Source organism: Paenibacillus sp. ICGEB2008, from assembly GCF_000307675.1.
In the GTDB taxonomy this organism is placed as follows: Bacteria; Bacillota; Bacilli; order Paenibacillales; family Paenibacillaceae; genus Paenibacillus; species Paenibacillus polymyxa.
In genome coordinates this window covers 1-24,911 of record NZ_AMQU01000030.1, presented here as the reverse complement: position 1 = coordinate 24,911, position 24,911 = coordinate 1, and the positions used below count along the sequence as shown (strand labels likewise).

Genomic DNA, 24,911 nt, shown 5'->3' with positions numbered 1-24,911 from the left:
GGTATCCGGGCGCTTTTTATCATTTCAGGATTTTTTTTCAACCTGGAAACGTCCAACCAATTCGCGCAGCTCCTCTGCCATTTGGCTCAGGTCTGCTGTGGATGAAGCAATTTCCTCGATGGAAGCCAGCTGTTGCTCAGCCGCCGCTGAGATCGACTCGGTGTTGCTCGCTGCCTCGTCCGAGATGTGGGAAATATCGCTCATAATATCTGCGACGCCTACAGTCCCCCGTGCCATTTCCTGAGTCACTCCAGTAATATCATGGATATGCCCCATCGCGCGTTCGACAGCCTGACTGATTTCCGCAAAGGAATGCTCGGATGTGGTTACCGAATCAATACCTTCCGTCACCCGTGCCCGCGCTTGTTGCATCGCGCCCAAAGCATGGTTCATATCCACCTGCATCGCTTCAATGCGCTCCGAAATCAAGGTAGCCGATTTGGCAGATTCCTCAGCCAGCTTGCGTACCTCTGTAGCAACCACGGCAAATCCTTTGCCATGTTCCCCAGCGCGTGCGGCCTCAATGGATGCATTCAATGCCAACAAATTAGTCTGTTTGGCAATACCAGATATAACACTGATAATATTCACGATTTCACCGGAACGCTCACTCAGGGAGTCCATAGCTTGTCCAAGATCATGAACAGTCTCGTCGATATCATGCATTTTCTGTACAGCCTGCGTAGCAGCCTTGCTACCTTCCTGTGCTGACTCGGCGTTCATCTTCACATGTTCAGATACACCCACCATACGCTCGGATACATCCGCTGCTTGCTGAGCCAGTCCCTCCATACTCACAGAGCCATGCTTGACGCTTTGTAACTGACGTTCGCTGCCTACAGCCACTTCCTGAATAGCAATAGTAACATGCTCAATAGCTTGGGTCGTCTGATCTGCACCAGCAGCCAGCTCCTCCGCTGAAGAACTTACCCGATCTGTCGTTTCGCGTACGCTTCGAATCATCGTGCGCAAACTATCCACCATGGTTTGAAAGTGAGCAGACAGTTCACCTACCTCATCTGTTTTTCCAGTTTCCAAATCACCCGTCAAATCTCCTTCGCTGATTCGTTCTGCTGATTTTTGCAGCTTACGAATCGGTACCAGAACAGAACGGGTAATTAGAAAAATCGCGATAAGCGCAATTACCAACGAGGCAGCCAGCACGAAAATAGTTACATAACGCATGGCAGCGGTGGCATCGTTAATCTCGGATTGATAGAAGGTACCTGCAATTTTCCAGCCGGTATCCTCATTCGTTACATAAGTCAAATATTTCTCGCGACCTTCATGCATATATTTAAAATTCCCGCTCGGCGCAGTATACAACTTATCAAGCGAATTCTCCTGAGGAGATGAACCCGCTTTAGCCGTAGGATGGACCACGAATTTCTTCGAATGATCCAAAATGATGATATACCCCTCTTGGCCCACTTTGATGGAGGCCAGTTTACGTACACTTTCCAGATTCAGAGAGATCCCGATAACTCCAGACTGGTCGGAAAGCGTCTGAGATACTACAACAACAGGAATACCCGATGAATTGATGATAACAGGCGTAATTGCAACCTTACCGGGCTGCTTCATCGCTTCTATGTACCATGGTCGTGTGCGAGGGTCAAATGTTCCTTCATCCTCCTTAGGCACCCCCCGGATCATCAAGCCCTCTGGTGTACCGACAAAAATATCTGTAGCATCTTCGTGCAAGCCCTTGTATTGGATCAACTTGGGCTCAATCAAGGGGCTATTTCGACCATCAATCATCGAACCGTCGAGGCGTTCCGCCAAATATTGCACATCTTCAATTTTACTGGCGATTGCATATTCAATCACGGAGTTAGCGGTCGTTACCCCCTGATTTGCGCTGCTGTAAAGCTGTTTCTCCATAGCATTATACGACGATTTATAGGTTGCAATGGAAATGCTTAAACTCGGAATCAGCAAAACAAGTAAAAAACCTAAAATTAACTTGTTCCTGAGTGTCCAAATGGTCTTTCTTTTTCGCGTTGTTGCCATGTATCTTTCTTCCCCTTTGCTCAAAAAGCGATATTATTTCATTACATTCCATGGAAGTTATATCGGCAGAAAGCAGCAAAACATTTACAAAGAATTTTCATAAAGGAGAAAAACAAAAACCACGTCCTATGAGACTAAGGACGCGGTTATATGAACATTTAGACCTGCACGTTACTATTTTCAGCCTTTTTACGGCCAAACAACTGATCCACCGCCAGAAAGCGTCCACCAACCAGGGCTTGCTGAAGACTAGTGAACAAAATCAGGAGATCAAATTCAATCGAGCCAAAAGGTTGTCCTTTTTTTGCAGTCAGCAATACTCCGATCATTACGATGGTCAATGCTGCTCCAGCCAGTCGTGTTCCAATACCCAGAACCAGTGCAATCCCTCCAACCAACTCAACCGTAGCGACCACAGGGGCCATCCAGCCAGGGAGTCCGAGGCTCTGGAAGAAGCCGGAGGTTCCGTCTAGTCCCTGAAACTTTTGTGCACCGTGAACGATAAAAATAACTCCTGTAAAAATTCGTACCAATAACAATCCAATATTCGCAAGCGTTTGATTCATAAGCTCATCTCCTTTAAGTTGTATACGGATTAGATAATTAACACTACAAAATGTAGTGTTATACATATCAAGAACCGGTAGCGCACAAGGCGCCACCTTCTATGATACATATTGCCAAACTAGATTAACGCCAGTGTAAACATAAGCGTTAACATGACGAGTACATAGCCTGAAAACATAATCGAACGCCAAGGCATCTGAATGGTCGGCTTTTGTTGAGGGTCTAGAATACGTGAGATCCGATAATTAATGGACGTCTCTGCAAAAGAGGAACAAGCGGCGGAGTTTACCAGACGGGCATTAGCGGGTGTCATACTCAGAAGCTTGAGCAATGCGCTCCCAATTCCAACCGGTGAACCGGCTCGATGAATCGCTTCGTTGTCCGCCAAGATTTCACGGGCCGTCTTATAATGGTTGGTAATGTGACGTAGCACCGGCAAGTAAAACAGCTGTGTAGCGCACATTTGCAGGAACCAGGTCTTCAATGGATCATAATGCTTCATATGATAGGCTTCATGGTATATAACCGCTTCTTCCTCATGCTTGTCCAGTACGGACAACAGTGCAGAGGACAATACAATTCGCGGCTTCCATAAACCCATGGTGAAGGCAGCAGGCTTGGCATAATCAATGACCCAAATTCGATCGGTCCCGAGTTCGCGATATCGCTCACCCAGTGCTTCGGTCAACGGCAGGTCGCGCATTCGATGCAGTCTGCGGAAAGCTGCCCTGGTAGCCATGCACTGTCTGACTGCTTCTCCTCCGGCGATACCGAAGGTTACAAAAACCAGTCCACTGAGCGCATCCACCATGTAGCCGATTCCATAGTGCTGCAACAAACTTCTGCAAATTTGAAACACGTTAAAATTCAATTTCCAGCCGAAAACATGCTGCCCGGCGTACATCCCCATCTGCATAAGGGCAAAACCCGAAATCAAGGCGCCTGCTGTAAACAGTAATTTAGAACGTGTTTTCCACATCGTCTACATATCCTTTTTCCATTGTTTAATTTTTTGTTCCAAACGTTCGATCAAAATCGGATCAGCTACTTCCAGAGCATCAATCATATGGTTAACAGCAAGCGGACCAAATTCATCCACCAGTTCGTGACTCAGCTCTTTGGATTGCTCATCCATAAACTCTTCTCTGCTTAAAACAGGACGGTATAAGGACGTTCTCCCGCGTATACTTTTGCTCAAAATCCCCTTTTCCACTAAACGGTTCATCACGGTCATTACCGTATTGAAGTTAAAGTCCCGATCCCCCTCCAATGCGGTCTGCACTTCTTTGATACTCCGATCCGAAGTGGACCATAAAATATCCATGATTTTGGCTTCCAGAGGCCCGAAAAATCGGTTAAGTCCGGTTTCGCCAGCTTTAAAATTCAGTCGTTTCATAAGAAGCACCTCACACTACCGATTGTAGTGTATGTATCCTGATAAAGTCAACTGTCACACCTAGTGTCAGCTTTAGGCACCGTATACAAACCGCCGAATGGTATCCATCCGGCGGAATTTATCGATATTCATAACTTTCCGTTTAATCTGCCAATCTGTATCCTACACCTCTTACGGTTGCTATATATTCAGGCTCCGCAGGTCGATCGTCCAGCTTCTTGCGCAAACTTTTGACATGCACATCTACAACATTGCTGCCGCCGACAAAATCGGTTTCCCAGATATCATGCATCATTTGCTCGCGCGAGATCACTTTTCCTTGAGAATCTATCAGCTTCAATAGCAAATCGTATTCTGTTTTGGTTAGATTCAATAGATTCTCTTCCTTATATACCAACATTTTATCACGGTCAATCCAGATATCCTTGAACACCGTACGCTGACTGGTTTGCGCTGCCTGGCGGGAAATCACCGGATGACGCACAATCATCCGCTCAATGTCATGCACCATTTGGTTGGATGCTAGTGGCCATATCAGTACCTCTTCCGAAGGAAGCAGCTCATGCGCACGTAAAGACATCCGATCCTGAACCACATACATGACTGGTGTGTCTTTCATATATTCATGCTCAAGATCATTGCGGATACTCAGCAATTCACGCCGTGGATCAGTGGCGGTCAAATCGTAAATCAAGAGGTCGCTCCCCAAATGACGCTGCACTTCAGGCTCCCAGCGATGGAAGACCATTACGTCAAAACACGCATCTGACAACGTACGCACCACACCGTGGACTACACCCGGTACGGAACTGATCAGGATGATGCGACGCGTGGTCGGACAATACAAAGGTTCATTAGAAGGAACGGTCTGCACCGCAGGTGTAGACGGGGCAGACAACATCGATGTCCAACTGCCCTTCACCCGTCTAGGCATGTCAGCTACTTTAATACGATTCGTTACTTGATTCGCTTGCTTTGACATTCCTTACACACTCCTCCGAATACGACATGGGCATGGGCAATCGTATATCCCGTTTCATGCGCAACCGTATCAATCCAATCGTGTGGGACTTCACTCATCACTTCATCTACTCGGCCGCATACCTGACAAATAATATGCTGATGATCGTCCATCCGACCATCATAACGACTAGCAGCTTCCCCTAGTTTCAGCTCACGGATTAATTCCTTATCCGTTAAATAACGCAATGAATTATAGACCGTTCCATAGGCCAGATTATATCCGCGCTCCATCAACCGATTCATAACATCGGCAGCGGTAGGATGATCGTGGGCCTCACGGACCACATCATATACCGCTTGGCGCTGCGAAGTTAAATTTAAAGTTCTCATACCGCATCTCCCTTAACCAACGCAGATTATATTTATTACAAACTTATAATCACAATAAAAATTAATTTAGAATAAGTATAAATCTTAATTTATTTCAAGTCAATGAGATCGGATAAATTGTGCCGCTTTGCAACACAATGTATACATGATATACATTCAGCTCATGGAGGGATGTTTGATGAAAACACTTTGGATATTCATACTTTTTATGCTACTAATGCTTGGGACAAGTGTGTCGGTAAAGTGGCTTTTTGGTGTTCATCATCCTTGGGAGCCTGTTTCATTGGCTTTTCGCACGATGCGACCATCAGAATATATTGTGCTGGTGGGAATGCTCATGGTGCTCCTTATAAATGTAGGCAAAAAGCCAATAGGAAATGCATTTCGCTTCCTGTTCTCACAATGGTCACGTTTCCTCAAAGTTTCAACTTCTTCCTCTGCTTCTCCGCAAGAGAGCCAGCAGGAAGAACAAACAAGGAATAACGTAAACAAATAATGGATGAACATAGATGAGGGACAGTCGTCCAAATTCAAAGTGCTCACTCAGGTTTGTTGCCCCTATCTGTGACCATAGTAAAACAATAATACCGCAAGGTAAGAGCACTTTTCGGTACGGTAAACCAAATATATCCGATATCCCCAACACTGCTGCATAAGAAAACAAGGCCACTTTAAAAAAGTCTCCGATAATAATGGACATCAGTACAATAACATCTGGACGCTGCACATATTCCGAAAGCTGCACGTTCTGGAATGTACTTAATAATGGAAAAATAGAACGCTCTGTTATATCGGTCCCCAGCACGGTTACATTTAGTATTGCGACTTCAACTAAAATAGTGCCTCCAGCTAAAATACTTATATATCCAGCTTTGGTGATCTGTGAAGGCCTTTTTACAGAAGGGACAAACATCATAAAACAAATCAGCTCACCAAAAGGAAAAGCCAAACGATCCCTTAGGGCTGACATGAGTACAGGTTTAAAACCCTTACTCATGACGGGCATCAGTTCTTCAAGATGAACACTGCCCGATAAGAGCAATAATGTATTTCCCAAAAGCATAACGATGAGGATTACTACAAAAAACACCTGCCCCGTACGGGCCAGTACTTCAAAGCCAAGCCAGAGGACATAGATTGCACAGAGAATCATCAGAAAAGCCACGACTAGGCTCGGTGTTTTTTCCAGTACAGACACACGAACCAGTTCAGTCTCATCACGTAAATTTCTACTGGTCAAATACAAAAAAAACAGAATGTACAGTACCCCTATTGCCGTTCCACCCTTATTCCCTACCAATTGACGAGCATAGGTAGTCAACATTTGGCCGGGGAATCTCTCTGCCGTGTAGGTGTACATCCGGAACAATACCATTCCGACCAGCATAGCAATAGTCTGAGCAATCCAAGTATTCCGTTCATATTCACTATCCATATTAATAATGACTGCATTTCCTAGAATAAAATGGAACATCAGAATGAGCATTTGTCCGGTACTGATGTATGTTTTATTGGCAAGACGATGACTCATGGGGCATTCTCCTCTATTTTTTTATTCCGGGTCTTTTTCAGCCACGATACAATTAGAAGTAAGAGTGGAAAAAACACGGCAAATATCGGAAACAGCCATTTCAGTACAAACTCGCCTGTTTCAAGGTGATCTTGATAACCCAGTGCCATTAATACACAAGAGACTAACATGATCAGCCCAAATGGCAGAATCAGTTTATGGTAGGATATTCTCAATACATCCTCTGCCGCTTTAACTGCGGCATAATAAAAGATGAAGATTTTGAAAAAATCAAAAATTATAACGCTCATCACGCCGATCACATCGACTCTGTCGATAAAATCAGATATTTCGACCTTGCTGATCATAGTAAGCAGGGGATAAGTCGCCCGTTTGAACACGTCCTCTCCTAGTACAAGCACATTGGACAGCGTAACAACAGACAGGAGTAGCCCTCCAAACAATATAGCAGAGACCCCTACCCCATTGGCACGATAGCCTTTTTTTAAGGTGGGAAGAATCATCGCAAACGTAACCATCTCGCCGTACGGTAGCATTACGGCCTGCGAATAAACTACTTGCCATATCCGCTGCCAGCCATGCTCGGCTATGGGCAATATATTGCCCACATCCACAATGCCTGCCAACAAAATCAACATATTAGTAGCGAGACCCAGCAGCAGTAGCAAAATCAACATGATAATGGCCGTCCGGCCTGCAACCTCAATTCCCAAATACACCACATACATGACAAGTACAACCATTAAGCCACAGATGACTGTCAACGGCGTATGCTGAAGTGTACGGTCAGCAATCAGGATCCCCGTGTCCCTAAGATCCCGTGCTCCGCCGTAGAGAAAAAACACGATATATAAAAAAGCAAGCGCGCTCCCTGCTTTCTTGCCCAAAAGAGCTCTGCAGTATTGTGTCATAAGCAAATCAGGAAAACGTCGGTGCAGGCTGCCATAGCAAACAAAAAGCAATGCCCCAACAATCGTGGAAATGAGGATGGCGATCCATGCATCCTTACCCGCATCCCTACCGGGAATAGACATCATGGATGTGCCCAATTCAAACAGCACCATGAGAGAGATCATTTCTTTTGAACTTATCTGTGTCTTCTTCATCGCCTTCCCCCCTTCCTGATTTCACTAGTCGGCTTCTCCCCTTGAGTACGGGTTGGTTCGCGACTGTGTATGCTTCAATACCGAAGTCACCTGAACACGAACGGTGCTTTCTGCAAAATAACGGCTCCAATCGGAAGAGAGCCTTTTCCATTGTTTTGGGTATCTCCTCTCAAGTGCAAGACCTAAGCCGAACACATCGCTGCCAGTACGCTGAACCTCTTTGACGGTTGATAAAATGACGCGTTTCGTTTCCTCTGCCCATTGCTCCTGCAATCGTTTGATAACCTCTGAACTTTTCAGGTTAATGGAACATTCAGCTTCCTGTATTGCTCCGGTCTGCTTCAAATGAATTACAAAAACAGGCTCACCTCGCTCCATCTGACTGTCTATATGGGTTTTAGAGAACAAGGTTTCAATACTAACGGTTTCCCCTTTCTTATCACAACTCATTGTTGTTTCCGCACTTTTCACTTTGTTATTAATCAAAGACAGTCCAACTGCTTGGCCATCGTCCAACCAGCGGACAAGACGATCTTTTTGGAATACTCCCATCCCATTAATGTGAACAACTGCTTCCGGTAAGACATTGTCCACATTGTCCTTCCGTGAGGCCTGCTCCAAATTGCCGCTCACCTCTACGCCCGTAAGCACAGGACCACTCCCTTTACTGGACATGCTGCGAATGACATCATCGACACTCACCGCGTAATCCCCAGCGTACAAATTTTGAGATAATTCCAGCTTTCCTGAAATATCATTAGCGGGAATGCGGCCGATCGCAGTCATGGTTGCCAGTACATCCTTTCCAGTTTCACCGCGTGCTATCAGCATTTTCATCGTCAGACGGGTTTCCGTATACCTTTCCAGAAAATCCAGCGTATCGCCAATTCCATGCCGTGCCAGCTTTTCTCCGATGACGACCAATCTAGCATGCGCCAGAGAAATAGTCCGTGGGATCCTCTGTGAAGCTTTGCGAATCGCTTGAAACAGACTTTTGCCCTTTTCCCGATACAAAACGACAGGGGTATCTCCTCTCGCTTTGGCTCCAGCGATTTCATCTGCCACGATCACCTGCAGGGAGACCTCATATTCTGACTCCCCCGCCATATCAATTCCTATTCCCGCTACTACGGCTCGCTGGTTCAACTCCACAGAATCCCAGCAACTGGATAACAATGGAGCGAACAGAAGCAAGACCAAACACAGTCCTCCTATTCTCCCCTTAAAGGTTACAGCACTTTGTTCATTCCTCTTCCCCTGATACACCCTGATTGCCCCCCTCCTGCATCGGCGTGGTTTTATCCGAAGGGGAATTTCCGCTTCCATCCTTCATTCGTTTCTGGTTCTTAGACGTAATGCTTTTAGGACGTTTCTTCATCATCCAGAATGGGAGTCGCAATACGGCATCCTTTTGACTCTCCAGCACAAAAGGACTAAAAGGCGCCATGTAGGGCACCCCGAAGGAACTCAGACTGTTCATATGAGCAATTAGCGCAATCAGCCCCAATGTAATGCCGTATAGGCCCATGAACGCAGACAGGATCATGAAAATAAATCGGCACAATCTCCCGGCTACTGCCATGTTGTAGGCTGGGATTGCGAAACTGGCTATCCCCGTCAGGGCTACTACAATCGTGAGTAGCGGGGTGACAATTCCGGCTTCCACAGCCGCTTGACCCAGCACAAGCGCTCCTATAACGGATACCGTTTGGCCACCCGCACGCGGCATTCGGATACCTGCCTCACGCAAAATCTCAAAGGTGATCTCCAGAATTAACGCCTCTAGAAATGCCGGAAAAGGAACGGATTCCCGCTGAGCTAATATGCTAATCAGCAATGGAGTCGGTATCATTTCATAATGATATGTTGTTAAAGCAATGTAGAGAGAAGGCCCTAGAATAAGAATAATGAAGCTGATATATCTAATGAGCCGAACAACAGTCGCCATATCGTAACGCTCTTCATAATCCGAAGAGTTCTGGAAAAATTGAGCAAACACTGTGGGCATCACCAATACAAACGGATTTCCGTCTATAATGAGCGCCACTCGGCCCTCCATAATATTGCTGCTGATGGTATCAGGTCTTTCCGTGTTAAAGATCGTTGGGAAGGGTGTGAAATGATTTTCTTGTATCATCTCCTCAACCATGCCGGACTCAAATATAGCGTCAATGTTGATGCTTTCTATCCGTTTACGAACCTCCTCTACGACACGTGGATTCGCAATATTCTTCATGTATAGCATGGCCACATTCGTGAGAGACGTGCTTCCCACTTGAAACATTTCCAGTGTAAGATCAGAGCTTTTAATCCGTCGCCGAACCAGAGAAATATTCGTGAACAGAGATTCCACAAATCCATCTTTTGGTCCTCTGACGACTGTCTGGGTTGTTGGCTCGCTGACAGCGCGTGTCTCTCCCCCACGTGTACCGCACGCAATGGCTTTTTCGCAGCCTTCCAATAAGATGATTGTGTCCCCCATTAACAATTGCTTCATCATGGAATTCCAATCATCACAGTCCTTCACTTCTCCAAGTGCAAGCGCGTGACTCTGTATTTTTGTGTACAGCGCCTCTGCGCTCTCCACCTCCACAGCTACCTCAGCAGATGGGCGGCTAAGCATGGATTTCATGATGAGTTCATTCACCGTATCCGTTTTGGCCATACTATCTAGAAACACAATAGCGGCGGGGACATCCGCCCTAAGGCCCACTTTAAAGCGGCGAATCAGAAAGTCTGGGCTATCTGACGTCAACTCCTTAACTTGCTGCAAGTTGGTTTCCAAACAAGCCTCGATTTTTAAATAGCGCGGAGAATTTCCATTCTTCTTATCCACACCCGATTTTCTATTATGTTTGCGATAGGGATAGCGAATCATGAGCAAACCTCCTCTCCAAATGGCAACAGTACACTACCTATTTCCTAATTAATGTATCTTTGGAGTATGCTCAATCTGTTCCCAGTTATGCACCAAGCACTCGATCGAAACGTTTTAAGCAAACCCAGCGTAATAAATTTGAATAAATTTTTAATTTTTTAAGCCTAATGTCAGTTCTTTTTGATAAAATGAAGGAATATGCCTCTCGGGAGGGTTAACATCTTGTTTAGTACGTTTTTTGTAAATACCTGTATCCTTGTCACCTTTTTGTACATAACCGGTCTTGTTTCACAAAGGTATAAAATCCGTCTACACACCTTAACGCATAAGGTACATTGGATTGGTGGCGCTCTTTTTGGGTGCTATGGCATTGTTATCATGTACTACTCCATTCCAGTAGGATTTAATACCATCGCTGATCTTCGACATCTGGCTATCGTAGCTACCGCAACTTATATCGGCGCCCCAGCTGCGCTTATGGCAACGCTTTTTATATGTTTAGGCAGACTATTGCTGTTTGGTATCAACACTCAAGCCATCGTAGGCGCCATTTTTATACTGCTCGCTGGTCTGGGGTGTGCTGTACTGTCACATTTGTCCTGGTCGCGTTTACCCAAGCTGATTATGATGAATGTTTTTGCTTTGGGCATTATATTCTGTCCCCTTATGATAAATTTGAAAAATCTCGATGATGTTCTGCACGTGTATCCGCTCCAATTCTTCATTTCCATGGTCGGCGGATGTCTTCTGTACCTCATTGCTGAATCTATCAACACATCCAATGAGCTGTTACTTCGACTGGAGCATACCTCCTACACAGACCATCTCACTAATTTAAGCAATAGAAGACAGCTTGAGTTCTCATTGGAAGAACAGCTCCCTCAAGCTCGTCAACGTCATGAGCACTTATCTGTACTGGTGTTGGATATTGATCACTTCAAGAAAGTCAACGATACCTACGGACATGCCGCAGGCGATACAGTGCTGCGTCAGCTTGGGCAGATTTTAATGGAAAAGTGCCGTACTAATGATGTAGTCACTCGCAGCGGGGGAGAAGAATTCACCGTACTATTGCCGAATTGTGCTTTTCGGCAAGCATTACGCATAGCTAATCAGATTCTTAGCGGAGTAAATCAGTACGAGTTTGTTTTAGCGGACGGACTTATTCTTAAAGTCACCGTGTCCATCGGCGTGACCACCTTCCCTGGTACAGGAGAAGATATATCCGGAGCAGCCCTGCTGGAACAGGCGGACAAAGCATTATATGAAGCTAAAAAAGCAGGACGTAATCGGGTTTGCTCCTATGAAATATAACTTGAGGCATGACCCTTACACAGAAATAGCCGATACAACCCTCTCTTGAGGATCGTATCGGCTATTATCCTTTTAAAAAGAAAAGATGTTAATCCCTAGGGGAAGGTGACTTGGCATCCTTATCTTCAGTATGATTGCAATTCCCCACCACAAGGGATGTACGCTTGGCGAGCGAAGCAAGCGTATGAGATTCCCATACTTCCAGCATACGACGTTCACTCTCAGCTAAAATCTCAGATACGGCGATCGCCAACTCCCCGCAAAAAGGGTTCGTCTCCGGTTCATGCATCATCCCCGGGAAAATGGGATCACATATTTCAATGGCGTGGTATATATCAGCAAGTGTAATATGATCCGCTGAACGGGTAAGCACATAACCTCCCTCGCGCCCTTCACGTGCTGCAATCAAATCAGCCTGCACAAGCCGTGTCAGCACTCTGCGCACCAAAGTGACTTCGCAATCAATGGAGCGGGCAATAGAGCCGCTGGCACAAAGCTCCCCGTGTTTTTCCAAATAGACAAGCGCCTTTACCGCAATTCCAAGCCATTTGGGCGTTGCGGTGCGTAGTCTTTTTTCACTATTCAAATGAGATGACACCCCTAAGCTGTAGAAACTTCGTTGAATGCATTGTACGTGATGTCAGATGTAAGTTCAAGCCTGAAAGCCGGAACCCTCTGGATCCCTAGCGCCCAAAGTAAAATGACCTAGTCGTACTTCTCCACTAAGTGACAGATAAACATCCCGGATGCCGGAGGCTGACTGTACCTTTTCCGAGAGTGTCACCCATGCTTGTGCCCCTCCTGTATTACCCACATTGATGCGTGCCACAGCTTGGCTGTCTGGCCCATCCAAATGCAGTTCAATGGCTGCATCACTGCTGTTGCCTGACACGCGGCACTGAAACTCGGCTACACTCACCGTATTCATGTCTACGCCATGAAAAGCAATCCAACCAGAACGTTGCGGTGAACGGGGACGTACACAGGCCTCCCTTTGCTCCTTGCTTTCATCCAGCAGGATGTCGAAGCAATCATCAAAGTTTTCAGCTCGTATCCTTGGTCCAGCTTGCCGTGGTGGAATAACTTCACCTCGAACGTACACAGGATGCTCCAATCGAATATCTGCTGAGGAGGCACCTGCCAGCAGTGTATATTCACCCGATTCAACGCAATAATAATCCCGTGTGACATCCCAAATCGCCCAATCCTTTACCCGAACCGTAAAAGAGACCGTTCGCGTCTCACCTGGCTCCAAGCGAATGCGTTGAAATCCACACAGTGTCTTCAACGGGCGCTTTACGCGCGAGGCTTCAGAGCGTACATATAGTTGTACAACCTCTTCACCAGCAGCTCCCCCTCGATTCGTCACATCTACCCACACCTGGATAGCATCTGCGGCGTCAAGTGTAGCCATAGATTTAACGTTATCCTTATGGGCGTCTGTATGCAGATCACTATATTCAAATGGCGAATACGTTAGCCCGTGTCCAAATGGATATAACGGTTCACCTTCAAAATATTGATAGGTACGACCGCCACGAATAATATCATAATCCCTGATATCACCCAATTGATCCTCGTTCTGAACCCAGGTCATGTTCAGACGCCCTGCGGGTGCGTAATCTCCAAACAATACATCCGCTATGGCTGTACCATGCTCTTGTCCCGCATGAGACGTATATACGATCGCTGGAATATGCTCTTGAAGCCAAGGAATCGCAAATGGATAGCTGCCCGTCAGAACCACAATCGTATTCGGATTGACGCGATATACTTCCTCGATAAGTCGTTGCTGGGAAGCAGCCAGTTCCAGGCCTGGGCGATCATTCTCTTCTTTTCCGTTAATGAGCGGGTGATTTCCAACGAATACAATCGCTGTATCTGCCGCTTGCGCAGCGGCTATCGCCTCCGCCAAGCCATCCGATACCGTCTCAATACGGAAAGTCGTACGGTCGGAGTCTGTGACGTTAGATGCAGGAGTTGCGGATTCCATCACCTTTAAGGAGCCTTCCGTTCCTGCGATCACTGGCTTACCATTCCACGTGGTCCACAGATGCTCTCCTTGTTCTACAGGAGTCAGTCCAAAGACCTCTTTAACATACCAGCCATACGCTTCAGCAGCTGTCACACGAAGCGTCTCCTCATCGCTCGTCACATAGGTACCCAGATGTTCATCATGCAGTGTCACGCTGCCATAGCCCCAATCTGTCATGGTCAATACCGTTGGCTCTCCACCCTGGGACAGGCGCATATCGCCAGAAGAATTAACTATGAGCTTCGCGCCATCAGTCGATGCCGTCAAGGTCACACGATCTTTGGCATCGGAGTACACGACACGTTCCTCCGCGCCCCCGCTTTCCAGCTTGGCACGAATCGCCTCCAGCGGTGTAACCCGGTAAGGCAGCGTACCGGAATACCAGTCGCGGAACACCTCATTGCCATGCGAACCAATGACCGCTACTTTGCCGCACTGGGCAGGGTTCAATGGCAGAAGCTTTTGCTCATTTTTGAGCAGTACGATCTGCTCCCTCGCCGCACGCAACGACAATGCACGGGCTTGCTCTGTCATTAAAGCCTCTTCCCCGATGGAGGCATATGGATTGTCTGCCGCCGGATCAAATTCCCCCAAACGAAAACGAACACGGAACGTATGGAACAATGCCCGATCCAAGTCCTCTTCTTGTAGCGAGCCCTGCTCCAAAGCTTCTCGAATCGCCTGCTTGGAGAGCTCTGCATCATCGGTAATGCTGTCAATTCCAGCGCGAATAGATTCAGCCACGCCCGGCGTATGGGAAACGTAATATTGATGGTCGTTTACAATCCCCATCACATCACCCGCATCACTTACGACAAAGCCGTCCATTCCCCATTCGCCTCTGACAATATCGTTAACACCATGGTATAACGTAGCAGGCGTCCCGTTAATCAAGTTGTAAGAAGTCATCATCGACTGGGCTCCGCCCTCCGTAAAAGGCTTCTCAAATGCTCTTAGATAATATTCTCGCAGGTTTCGTGGGTCTATGCTGGAGGAGCCAATACCCCGGTCCACTTCATTATTGTTACCTAGAAAATGTTTTAACGTCGCAACCGCTTTCAAATATACCGGATGATCACCCTGTATCCCTTTGACTAACTCCTTCGACAATTCTCCCGTCAAATACGGGTCTTCGCCGTAGGCCTCCTCATTCCTTCCCCATCTTGGGTCACGCTCCATATCCACTGTAGGCGCCCACAGGGTAAGACCGTTCAATTTTGGATCACGACGATAGTAGACACGCGCCTCATCTGCAATAACAGAGCCGATCTGACGCATTAACTCCGTATCCCAAGTACAGGCCAAACCCACAGGCTGAGGAAATGAAGTGGCCTCTCCCAACCAGGCTATCCCGTGTGCTGCTTCCGTACCGTGCTTGTAAGCTGCAACTCCCAAACGGTCAATGGCCGGCTGGTATTGCAGCATAGATTCGATCTTTTCCTCTAAGGTTAGTCGCGACACGAGATCCCGTACACGCTCATCTAGTTGAATCTTCGGATCTTGAAATAAATATTCGATACCCGTTGTTTCATGACTCAAATCCGTCATCTCCTTAGCTTCATTAAGATGATAAAAAGTTATGCACGAAAGCGCTTTAATATATCATAACGAAAAAGGATTACACCAGCAACAATACCGAAAACATCCTAAATTGGATGAAATACAAACCGCGGCATACGAGAAAAAAAAGTTGCAATTTCTTTTTCTTATATAAAGCTAAAAATGATATTTTTTGGTATAATCAGGATATATCATTGAAGGAGGAAGCGCTGATGAAAAATACCGGAATGACACGGCCTCTGGATCAGCTGGGGCGAATTGTACTCCCTAAGGAAATGCGCACCACTATGGATATCAATATCGGTGATTCGCTTGAATTCTTCGTAGATGAAGAAGGATTTGTATTAAGGAAATACACGGGTGTCTCCTGCAAATTTTGCGGCGCAGTGGATCATTTAACTTATTTTCGGGACAGCTTTATTTGCGCTGATTGCATCCAGTTATTAAAGAACGATGAACATGTACATGCCACAAGCAACGATGCCATCCAGGCTCAAGAACATACCAAATCGAACCAAGCCAACACTACCTGGCAGCCCAAGCATTCCAGAGTGCAACAAGGTGAAATGGTAAAAAAGCTCCGCAAGCTGATTCAGGAACATCCGAACCTGCCACAAAAAGTGTATGCAGAAATGCTCGATATTTCCCAAGGCCGTGTGTCCCAACTGAAAAAGCTGCTCTAAACCTTCTAAAAATTTTTTTCCCAATATCATATACGATGTACTCGAAAACCTACTTATTTCACTGTAACTACAATGGCCAGGTGTAGAGTAAGGTGCATATCTGTGGATGTGTCCCTTATTCTATACCTGGCCTTTTCCTGCTTCTCGCCTCTATCAATGTGACAATAGTCACATACTCTCAATGTCTACGTATATACAATATATAGATCGAAACAATTGGTTATCACTAGATATCATCAATATGTTGTTTTTGTGAAAAATATATATTTTTTACTATATGGAGGGTTTTACGATGAAGGTGCTGGAGGAACATCAATTATACGACATCGGTGAGCGAGTCATTGGGGCACAAGATCTGGACATGCTGCGGGAGAATGCAAATTTAAATGGAGAATCGTTTAGCGGCAAAATGAGCAAGCTTGGCTCGGAATATGCCAAATGGTATGCGCGCCTGCGTGTACTTCCGCCTGAATTAACAGACGCGATTGACCATGGGTATGTATATGTTCACGATTTGGACCAATATGCGCTCGGAACTACAAATTGTATCTTTATCCCATTTGGTCGTTTGCTACAAGACGGTTTCAATACAGGCAATGGCTCTGTACGCACACCGCAAACAATTATGTCTGCTATGGCACTGGTCGCCATCATATTCCAGTCTCAACAAAATAGCCAATTTGGTGGTGTCTCTGCCAATAAAATAGATTGGGATCTAGCTCCATACGTTGCTCGTTCCTTCCGCAAGCACCTGCGCAAAGGACTCCGGTTGTTCAAGGAAGAAATAGACTCCAACTGGTCTGATGACGAACTGCATTTAGCCAATACCCATTTGCAAGAAGTCTGCCCTCGTTCATACTCATTTGCCTATGAGGAAACGGAAACAGAAACCCGGCAGGCCGCCGAGTCGCTCATTCATAACCTGAACACGATGAGCAGTCGGGCAGGGGGGCAAATTCCGTTCACTTCACTGAATTACGGGATGTGTACGTCTGCTGAAGGTCGGCTTGTTTCGCAATCGCTGCTGGAAGCCACGATTCGTGGACTGGGCAGCGGGGAAACTCCTATTTTCCCACAACATATTTTCCAATGTAAAAAAGGAGTCAACCAGGCAGAGGGCGATATCAACTACGATTTGTTCATAAAAGCGGTAGAATGCTCCAGCAAGCGGATGTATCCCAACTTTGTGAATGTGGATGCTACCTTCAATCTGCCTTATTACCGCGCAGATGACCCGGATACCATCATTGCCACGATGGGCTGCCGTACCCGTACCATTTCTGACCGTTTCGGCAGAAACCGCCAGAGCGGCAAGGGTAATCTCTCATTTAATACTATTAATCTGGTACGGCTCGGGATTGAATATGGTATTTGCACAGGCAAGCGTCTGACACCTGACCGTGACCGCTTTGACGCGAGACTGGAAGAGGTTATGCGAATTGCAGTAGACGGTCTAATCCATCGCTATCATATCCAGACCAGCCAGCCAGCCAAAGCCTCGGACTTTATGATGCGCGAAGGGGTATGGGAAGGCGGAAAAGAACTGGCACCTGATGAGAAGGTGGGAAGCGTCCTAAAGCACGGTACGCTTTCGATCGGATTTATCGGGCTGGCTGAGTGTATGAAAGCATTATACGGAAAACACCACGGAGAGGATGATTTTGTATACCGTGAAGCACAGCGAATCATCACCTCCATGCGCGTGTATTGTGATCGAATGAGTGAACATCACAATCTAAATATTACACTGTTCGCGACACCTGCCGAAGGGCTGTCGGGCAAGTTCACATTGCTGGATCAACGTGACTTCGGAGTTATTCCTGAAGTAAATGACCGGGAATATTACACGAATTCCTTTCATATTCCGGTGTATTACAAGCTCCCGGCTGCTCGTAAAATCAGCTTGGAGGCTCCGTTCCATAATCTATGTAATGCGGGTGCAATTTCATACATCGAGCTGGACGGTAATGCGCGGAATAACCCGGAGGCGTTTCTTAAAATTGTTCAATACGCGCTGCATCAGAACATTGGCTACTTCTCCATCAACCATCCGGTGGATCGTTGTACGGAATGCGGCTATGAAGGGATTATCGGGACAAGCTGTCCTCAATGCGGCACGGATGAGGAACACACGCACTTTCAGCGTTTACGTCGGGTAACCGGATATCTGACAGGTGATTATACCGTTCGTTTTAATGCTGCCAAGCAAGCCGAAGTTCGCGACCGGGTGAAGCATAAGTGAATTTGTGCGGCTATATTCCGGAATCTCTGAATGAAGGATACGGCCTGCGCACCGTCGTATTCATTAGCGGTTGCCGCCATGCCTGTCCCGGCTGCTTTAATCCAGCTTCGTGGAACTTTCGCGCAGGGGAGCCATTCACGCCCGAGCGTCAACAGGAGGTCATCCGTGATATCATGGATAATCCGCTGTTGGACGGATTGACTCTCTGCGGGGGAGACCCTTTTTTCTCAGCAGCAGAATGCTCGCAATTTGTACGTGACTTCCGTGCGGCTTGTCCCGACCGAACCGTCTGGGCCTACACAGGCTTTGTTTACGAAGATCTGCTCATGGATCAGGAGCGACAGGAGCTGGCGCTATTGTGTGACGTGATTGTAGATGGCCGTTTTGTTGAACAGCAAAAAGATCTGACCCTCCCCTTTCGGGGCAGCCGTAATCAGCGCCTGGTAGATGTGAAAGCCAGTACTCAAGCAGGTTACACCGTTTCATTAGCTTAAAGGCGATGTTCTACTTAGCAAGATGCTATACCAAAGACAAGTTCCCCACGATGGGTTGGGCTTGTCTTTTTTGCATATAACTAACAGATTGCACCCCAGTTTCTATTACTGTTTCTATTGCACATCCTGTGAGTTTCACTTATGATGGTGAACAAGTATACGAGTGCATAATTATTCGTCATACCTTAATCGCATAGTTTGGAAATAGGTGTCTGTTCTATTCAGATCAGACTTAAAAGGGAAGCCGGTGCAAATCCGGGACGGTCCCGCCACTGTAAACGGGGAATGTTCAGCTGCTCATACACCCACTGGTCCACAGACCGGGAAGGGATGCTGAACGTCATGATCCGTAAGTCAGGAGACCTGCCTATTTTAACAACATCGCAGTACCTACGGAAGATAGGGAGGTGTTAAGAGCAGTCGCCGTATTTTTGAATTTTAATCGCGGAGGCATTCTTTCCCCTACTTATTTTTAGCCTTGGGGACAGAATGCCTTTTTTGGTACGTAAAAATAAACTGGCTACCACTTAGGAGGAAACCTACATGTCCATTAACGAACGATCTACATTGTCCGGTTTGACTAGCAGTAATCTGGGATATCCGCGTATCGGCGGGAACCGGGAATGGAAGAAAGCACTGGAGCGCTTCTGGCAGGGTAGTATTAACGAAAGTGAACTGCATAGTGAGATGAAAAGATTGCGGCTGGAGCATCTGAGCAAGCAACGTGACAAAGGGATTGATCGCATTCCTGTCGGAGACTTTTCCTATTACGATCATGTGCTGGATACATCTGTGATGTTCGGTCTCGTACCCGAACGGTTCAACTATCGTCCTACAGGTCCGGTTCCTCTGTCTGTGTATTTCGGGATGGCACGTGGGCAGAAGGGAGCTACCGCCAGCGAAATGACCAAATGGATGAATACCAATTACCACTACATCGTTCCCGAATTGGAAAATGCGGCTCCAGTGCTCACTGAAAATAAGCCCTTACTCGCTTATCGTGAAGCAAAGCAGGAGCTAGGTATTGACGGTAAACCGGTTCTCATCGGTCCCTACTCATTTGTTGTTTTATCCAAAGGCTATGATCGTAAGGATCTGGCCTCTATTATACGAACCTTCCTGCCTTTATACGCCCGAGTCCTGTCCGAACTAGCAGCAGAAGGCGTACAATGGGTCCAAATCGATGAACCTGTCCTGACCACCTCATTCCCAGTAGAGGATCTGGATATTATTCAGGAGGTCTATGAAGCTTTGACCCAAGCTGCTCCCTCCTTAAACATCATGCTGCAAACCTACTTTGGTAGCCTAGATCATTATGAGCGTCTGACTGAACTTCCAGTCCAGGGACTGGGTCTTGATTTTGTCTATGATGATGGCGAAAATCTCCAGCATATATCGCGACATGGCTTCCCCAAAGGGAAAACGCTGGGTGCTGGTGTCATTGATGGGCGCAATATATGGCGCAGCGACCTGAATGCCATGGCTGCGCTGTTGGGCCAGTTAGCAGAACAAATCAATGCAGAACAGCTTATCGTGCAGCCATCGTGCAGTCTGCTGCATGTGCCGGTCAGTCTGGAAGCAGAGCACAAGCTGGACCGAGAGCTGGTGCATGCCCTAGCCTTTGCCGATGAAAAGCTGGATGAAATCGCAGTCTTGACGGCTGCACTTGGTAAGCATGATCCATCCGCACTTGCCAAGCTTGAGCAAAGTGCGGAAGCGGTAGCCCGCTTCAACAGCTCAGCGGCAAGGGTACAGACAGCTGCCGATTTGGCCAACCTGTTGGCAAAGGAGCCACTATCACGCAGCGTTCCTTTCGCCGAGCGCCGTATAATTCAGCAAAATAGGCTGAAGTTACCCCCACTGCCTACGACGACCATCGGCAGCTTCCCGCAAACTGCTGAGGTTCGCAAGGCCCGTCTGCACTATCGCAAAGGAGAATGGTCTGCCGAGCAATATCGGACATTCATCCAGCAGCAGATCAAGGAATGGATTGATATTCAAGAGGACATTGGCATAGATGTGCTTGTACATGGGGAGTTTGAACGGACCGACATGGTGGAGTTTTTTGGCGAAAAGCTGAAAGGCTTTGCTTTTACACAAAACGGATGGGTGCAATCCTACGGTTCCCGCTGTGTTAAACCGCCGATTATTTACGGAGATGTGTCGTTCGATCAACCAATGACTGTGGAAGAGGCGGCATTTGCCCAATCGTTAACCTCCAAACCAGTTAAAGGAATGCTTACAGGCCCTGTGACCATTTTGAACTGGTCCTTTGAACGCAATGATATTCCACGCAGGCAAGTTGCTTTGCAATTAGCTCTGGCATTACGGGCAGAGGTAGAGGCACTCGAACAAGCGGGTATTAGCATGATTCAGGTGGATGAACCCGCAATTCGCGAAGGGCTCCCGTTGAAAAAAGAACAACAGCAGGCCTATCTGGATTGGGCGGTTCAAGCCTTCCTTGTGACCACGGCCACTGTTGAACCTGCGACCCAAATCCATACACACATGTGCTATTCCGAATTCCAAGATATGATCCAGTCCATTTCAGACATGGATGCCGACGTGATTTCTATTGAAACCTCTCGTAGTCATGGTGAACTGATTGTTAGCTTTGAGGATCAGGTGTACGACAAAGGCATCGGTCTGGGCGTGTACGATATCCACAGCCCGCGCATTCCTGATGAATCAGAAATGCTAAGCATGATTCAGCGTGCCTTGCGCGTACTGCCAGCAGATTTGTTCTGGGTTAATCCAGACTGTGGGCTGAAAACCCGCACCAAGGAGGAATCTGTCGCCGCGTTGCGGCAAATGGTACAGGCGGCTCAAGCAGCCCGAGCCGTGCTGTCTGTATCCAACTAATATTTTTATCGTATCCAATCACGTTGTTATATCCATCATATCCTATTCCCTTTTCGGTCTTTCTATTAGAGACCGGAAGGGAGTTATTTATTCCAAGTCATATAATGTATATAAACCTTGAATATGCTCGATTTTTAGCTGCTTCAGATGTACGCCTAAGCCATGCTCTCGATCCCAGGAACAATTAAAATTCAAATATAGTTCATCCTTTTCCGATGAGTCGGAAATCAGTATAGATATAAGCTGCATTCGATCCAGCAATTGCTCTGGTCGCTCCACATAAGGCGCATATTCATTAGGGTCCTCTCCCCATAAGCTGTATGCCTTCCGATACTTTTCCACGATGTCTACATAATGATGGTATATGGACTCCAATACTTGAGGATGGATCGCTGACGAACATGCCATATACTTCTCCCATGTCTTTCTCTGAGGTTCCGTAGGTTCTTCTATAGCCTGTGCCTGTTCTTCAGAGTCGGCTCCCACGATAAATTCGACTTCTACCTCCGACGGATGCCCGCAAAAATCAAGATGTACCACACCACGCAGTACAACCTCCTCCGACACATCCCAAGTCTCATCATCCTGTTCCAATTCCCTATACCAGTGCTTCCAGTCCATCCTTTATCCACCTCTTTATAATAGGTAATCTTTAGCTCTATTGAACACTTTACAATCTATCATTTTAATGAATGAAATTAAAGTAACATTCTGTGGGTGTTTCCAGCCAGAAATCGAGGAATTTCCAAATAAAACTACTTTATTCTACAAGATTTGCTATTCGTGTAAGCCTTCAAGAAAGAAAACCGGCCCATTTTGACCCGAAGATTTTATTATTAAAAATTTAGTACCTTGCATTAATCAGTACATGATGTTAAATTATACCTGACTACTGATTTATAATTAGTACCCGTGACAAATTATGCACAAACACACGTTTCTTCCCCTTATTCCGAACGACACCTATGAATTATGATTACATCAGGAAGGGAGCATCGCTCGTGAATGTGAACATCCAATTCAAAAAAGGGGTACTGGAACTATGCGTTCTAGTTCTAATTGGACGTAGAGACCGCTATGGCTACGAATTGGCTCAAGCCGTCTCCCGTCATATCGAAGTAGCAGAGGGAGCCCTATATCCACTGCTTCGCCGTCTGGTATCCGAGGGATACTGCACGACGTATTTACAGGAATCGACCGAGGGCCCGCCCCGTAAATATTACCGGCTGACCGATACCGGCAGCCATTATACAAGATTACTTACACGGGAATGGAATGATTTTGTCCATCATGTCGCAAGCCTACTGAAGGAAGGAGATCCTGATGAATAGAAAACAGTTTCTTACAGAGGTGGAGCAGCGCCTATCTCCTCTCCCTGCAGAGGTACGCCATGAGTTGCTTAGTGATTTGAGCCAGCATTTTGACTACGGCTTGGCCAATGGAAAAAGCGAAACTGAAATTGCCCATGAGTTGGGGAACCCAGAGGATATTGCCCGAGAAGCATTGGATGTTCCCAATGTAGGCTGGAACGCTTCCCCTCCACTTCGCCAAGGAAGCTTCGCACGCAATCTTTTTACTTTCTTAGGGCTGCTGTTTCTCAACTTGTTGATCTCCATCCCGATTCTAGCTACCCTATGGGCGGTATGGGCTTCATTAACCGCAGTGGCGGTCAGTTTCGTTGCAGCCCCTCTACTCGCCGTCACTGATTATGCGCTCAACAGCACCTTTTACCCGACCAAATTCTTCTTCTCCATCACGTTAACAGGTATGGGGCTATTGCTGCTGCCTGGGGTACGTTATCTCCTACTCCTTATGGTAAAGGGCACAGTGCGATACTGGAAATGGAATCAGACTACCCTGAGGGGAGCTTACTAACAACATGAATAAAATGTGGTTTATTGCAGCTGGATTGTGCATTGTCATCGGTGTAGCCGGAATGGTGGTCTACGGTGCTCCATGGAATCAACAAGTAATGAAAGAAACAACAGCTATAAATAAAAAATGGACATTCACACGTGGTCAGCTTCAAAACCTGAAAGTGGACAGTTCTGATGATGTTTCTATTTTGTTCACTCCTGGCTCTGGCGACCAAGGTACGATACGCATCAGCGGAGAAGTTCAGACAAAAGTAGCCGACCAGATTCATAATGCCCGAATTGAGAACGGTAAGCTTACCATTCAATCGAAGCCGGCCCCTTCCTTGTCATTCCTTTCGTTTACCCCTGATTTGGATCAAACGATTACTGTAGAGATGCCTGCTGGGGAAACACTAGCTGATCTGCAGGTAGATACACATTCAGGAAATGTAAAACTTCAAGATGCCTCCGTGGAGAATACTTCTATTACTGCTACCTCAGGCACTGCCGAGATTACAAACCTCCGAAGTACCCACCTGATCGCAAATCTAACATCCGGTAACTTTATAGCCAATCAGCTTACAGCAGATATGGAGCTAAAGCTTACTTCAGGAGATGTCACCATCCGCGATTATAGCGGTAACGGCCTTCTATCCCTAACCTCAGGGGAATCTAATATTACGCAACGCACCGTATCCAACTTGGAAGTGAATTCTGATTCCGGTGATGTAAATATTAAGCAGGCTCTCGATTTTAAAGGTGTCTATAATGTCCACTCTGACTCTGGAAGCATAAACACTCCCGAATCTGTTCCCGGCGCCGCGAGCGTGATCAAGGTCGAAACCACTTCAGGGGATATTGATATTTCCAAATAGGAGGCTACTACATAATGTCTCATCAGGCGAAGTTTGGTTCAAGGGGTTTAACCTAGTATAATGTAACCATGTGCTCAGATGCACAACCACGTTATATAGTGATAAGGAGGAGACTGGATAGGAAACTTAAAAACAAAACAGCCATT

Annotated in this window: 21 protein-coding genes and 1 riboswitch; of the genes, 8 read left to right on the top strand and 13 right to left on the bottom strand. The window is 46.6% G+C overall.

Translation table 11 applies throughout. The features are described 5' to 3' along the window. Positions 1–24 precede the first annotated feature (24 nt). The 10 genes from C400_RS0124630 to C400_RS0124585 all read right to left on the bottom strand — a co-directional run bounded on the left by C400_RS0124630 (position 25) and on the right by C400_RS0124585 (position 10,844). A complete protein-coding gene (locus C400_RS0124630) occupies positions 25–2,013 on the bottom strand; it encodes a methyl-accepting chemotaxis protein (protein ID WP_017428588.1) in 1,989 nt (662 codons plus the stop codon). A gap of 158 nt (positions 2,014–2,171) precedes the next feature. Further along, complete coding sequence (locus C400_RS0124625; RefSeq protein WP_013373539.1) at positions 2,172–2,579, bottom strand: DoxX family protein; 408 nt, start codon at positions 2,577–2,579, stop codon at positions 2,172–2,174. A 119-nt stretch (positions 2,580–2,698) separates the two neighbouring features. Continuing rightward, positions 2,699–3,559: a M56 family metallopeptidase gene (locus C400_RS0124620; protein WP_016822783.1), complete on the bottom strand. Its 861-nt coding sequence runs from the start codon at positions 3,557–3,559 to the stop codon at positions 2,699–2,701. 3 nt (positions 3,560–3,562) lie between these two features. Next, the gene (locus tag C400_RS0124615) at positions 3,563–3,976 is read right to left on the bottom strand and encodes a BlaI/MecI/CopY family transcriptional regulator (protein WP_016324858.1); all 414 of its coding nucleotides are present in this window, start codon (positions 3,974–3,976) and stop codon (positions 3,563–3,565) included. A gap of 142 nt (positions 3,977–4,118) precedes the next feature. Further along, positions 4,119–4,958 carry a response regulator transcription factor gene (locus tag C400_RS0124610; protein WP_017428587.1) on the bottom strand — a complete coding sequence of 280 codons (840 nt, stop codon included), beginning with the start codon at positions 4,956–4,958 and terminating at the stop codon, positions 4,119–4,121. Continuing rightward, positions 4,934–5,329 carry a Fur family transcriptional regulator gene (locus C400_RS0124605; RefSeq protein ID WP_013373543.1) on the bottom strand — a complete coding sequence of 132 codons (396 nt, stop codon included), beginning with the start codon at positions 5,327–5,329 and terminating at the stop codon, positions 4,934–4,936. Before C400_RS0124605 ends, C400_RS0124610 begins: the two co-directional genes overlap by 25 nt. A gap of 424 nt (positions 5,330–5,753) precedes the next feature. Further along, entirely contained in the window at positions 5,754–6,860 is a 1,107-nt protein-coding gene (locus tag C400_RS0124600; RefSeq protein WP_017428586.1) for a GerAB/ArcD/ProY family transporter, read from the bottom strand. After that, the gene (locus C400_RS0124595; protein WP_017428585.1) at positions 6,857–7,966 is read right to left on the bottom strand and encodes a GerAB/ArcD/ProY family transporter; all 1,110 of its coding nucleotides are present in this window, start codon (positions 7,964–7,966) and stop codon (positions 6,857–6,859) included. The genes C400_RS0124600 and C400_RS0124595 overlap by 4 nt, the downstream gene beginning before the upstream one ends. Positions 7,967–7,990: 24 nt before the next feature. Then, a complete protein-coding gene (locus tag C400_RS0124590; protein ID WP_017428584.1) occupies positions 7,991–9,166 on the bottom strand; it encodes a Ger(x)C family spore germination protein in 1,176 nt (391 codons plus the stop codon). Positions 9,167–9,209: 43 nt separating this feature from the next. After that, a complete protein-coding gene (locus C400_RS0124585; RefSeq protein WP_016822777.1) occupies positions 9,210–10,844 on the bottom strand; it encodes a spore germination protein in 1,635 nt (544 codons plus the stop codon). Positions 10,845–11,066: 222 nt separating this feature from the next. On the opposite strand from C400_RS0124585, the gene C400_RS0124580 reads away from it, so the two are divergent. Continuing rightward, positions 11,067–12,158 carry a diguanylate cyclase gene (locus C400_RS0124580; RefSeq protein WP_017428583.1) on the top strand — a complete coding sequence of 364 codons (1,092 nt, stop codon included), beginning with the start codon at positions 11,067–11,069 and terminating at the stop codon, positions 12,156–12,158. Positions 12,159–12,246: 88 nt separating this feature from the next. Here C400_RS0124580 and C400_RS0124575 read toward each other — a convergent pair whose 3' ends face one another. Together C400_RS0124575 and C400_RS0124570 are read right to left on the bottom strand one after the other, a co-directional pair. After that, positions 12,247–12,744 carry an Rrf2 family transcriptional regulator gene (locus C400_RS0124575; RefSeq protein ID WP_016822775.1) on the bottom strand — a complete coding sequence of 166 codons (498 nt, stop codon included), beginning with the start codon at positions 12,742–12,744 and terminating at the stop codon, positions 12,247–12,249. A 66-nt stretch (positions 12,745–12,810) separates the two neighbouring features. Next, on the bottom strand, positions 12,811–15,732 hold the full coding sequence (locus tag C400_RS0124570; protein ID WP_017428582.1) for a glycoside hydrolase family 3 C-terminal domain-containing protein: 2,922 nt from the start codon (positions 15,730–15,732) through the stop codon (positions 12,811–12,813). A 233-nt stretch (positions 15,733–15,965) separates the two neighbouring features. Here C400_RS0124570 and C400_RS0124565 point away from each other — a divergent pair, with 233 nt between their 5' ends. The 4 genes from C400_RS0124565 to metE all read left to right on the top strand — a co-directional run bounded on the left by C400_RS0124565 (position 15,966) and on the right by metE (position 22,034). Next, on the top strand, positions 15,966–16,436 hold the full coding sequence (locus tag C400_RS0124565; RefSeq protein ID WP_017428580.1) for an AbrB/MazE/SpoVT family DNA-binding domain-containing protein: 471 nt from the start codon (positions 15,966–15,968) through the stop codon (positions 16,434–16,436). Between the two features lie 292 nt (positions 16,437–16,728). Continuing rightward, entirely contained in the window at positions 16,729–18,678 is a 1,950-nt protein-coding gene (locus C400_RS0124560; RefSeq protein WP_017428579.1) for an anaerobic ribonucleoside triphosphate reductase, read from the top strand. Further along, the gene (nrdG, locus tag C400_RS0124555) at positions 18,675–19,172 is read left to right on the top strand and encodes an anaerobic ribonucleoside-triphosphate reductase activating protein (protein ID WP_016822771.1); all 498 of its coding nucleotides are present in this window, start codon (positions 18,675–18,677) and stop codon (positions 19,170–19,172) included. Before C400_RS0124560 ends, nrdG begins: the two co-directional genes overlap by 4 nt. A 189-nt stretch (positions 19,173–19,361) precedes the next feature. Next, positions 19,362–19,557: riboswitch (cobalamin riboswitch) on the top strand. Positions 19,558–19,715: 158 nt separating this feature from the next. Then, positions 19,716–22,034 carry a 5-methyltetrahydropteroyltriglutamate--homocysteine S-methyltransferase gene (metE, locus tag C400_RS0124550; RefSeq protein ID WP_017428578.1) on the top strand — a complete coding sequence of 773 codons (2,319 nt, stop codon included), beginning with the start codon at positions 19,716–19,718 and terminating at the stop codon, positions 22,032–22,034. Positions 22,035–22,121: 87 nt separating this feature from the next. Here metE and C400_RS0124545 read toward each other — a convergent pair whose 3' ends face one another. Further along, the gene (locus C400_RS0124545) at positions 22,122–22,655 is read right to left on the bottom strand and encodes a DUF6985 domain-containing protein (protein ID WP_016822769.1); all 534 of its coding nucleotides are present in this window, start codon (positions 22,653–22,655) and stop codon (positions 22,122–22,124) included. A 380-nt stretch (positions 22,656–23,035) separates the two neighbouring features. Between C400_RS0124545 and C400_RS0124540 the strand changes: the two genes are divergently transcribed. Genes C400_RS0124540 through C400_RS0124530 form a run of 3 tightly spaced genes read left to right on the top strand, consistent with a single transcriptional unit; the run spans position 23,036 to position 24,765 of the window. After that, a complete protein-coding gene (locus C400_RS0124540; protein WP_016822768.1) occupies positions 23,036–23,365 on the top strand; it encodes a PadR family transcriptional regulator in 330 nt (109 codons plus the stop codon). Then, complete coding sequence (locus tag C400_RS0124535; protein ID WP_017428577.1) at positions 23,358–23,909, top strand: DUF1700 domain-containing protein; 552 nt, start codon at positions 23,358–23,360, stop codon at positions 23,907–23,909. The genes C400_RS0124540 and C400_RS0124535 overlap by 8 nt, the downstream gene beginning before the upstream one ends. Positions 23,910–23,913: 4 nt before the next feature. After that, a complete protein-coding gene (locus C400_RS0124530; protein ID WP_017428576.1) occupies positions 23,914–24,765 on the top strand; it encodes a DUF4097 family beta strand repeat-containing protein in 852 nt (283 codons plus the stop codon). Positions 24,766–24,911 lie beyond the last annotated feature (146 nt).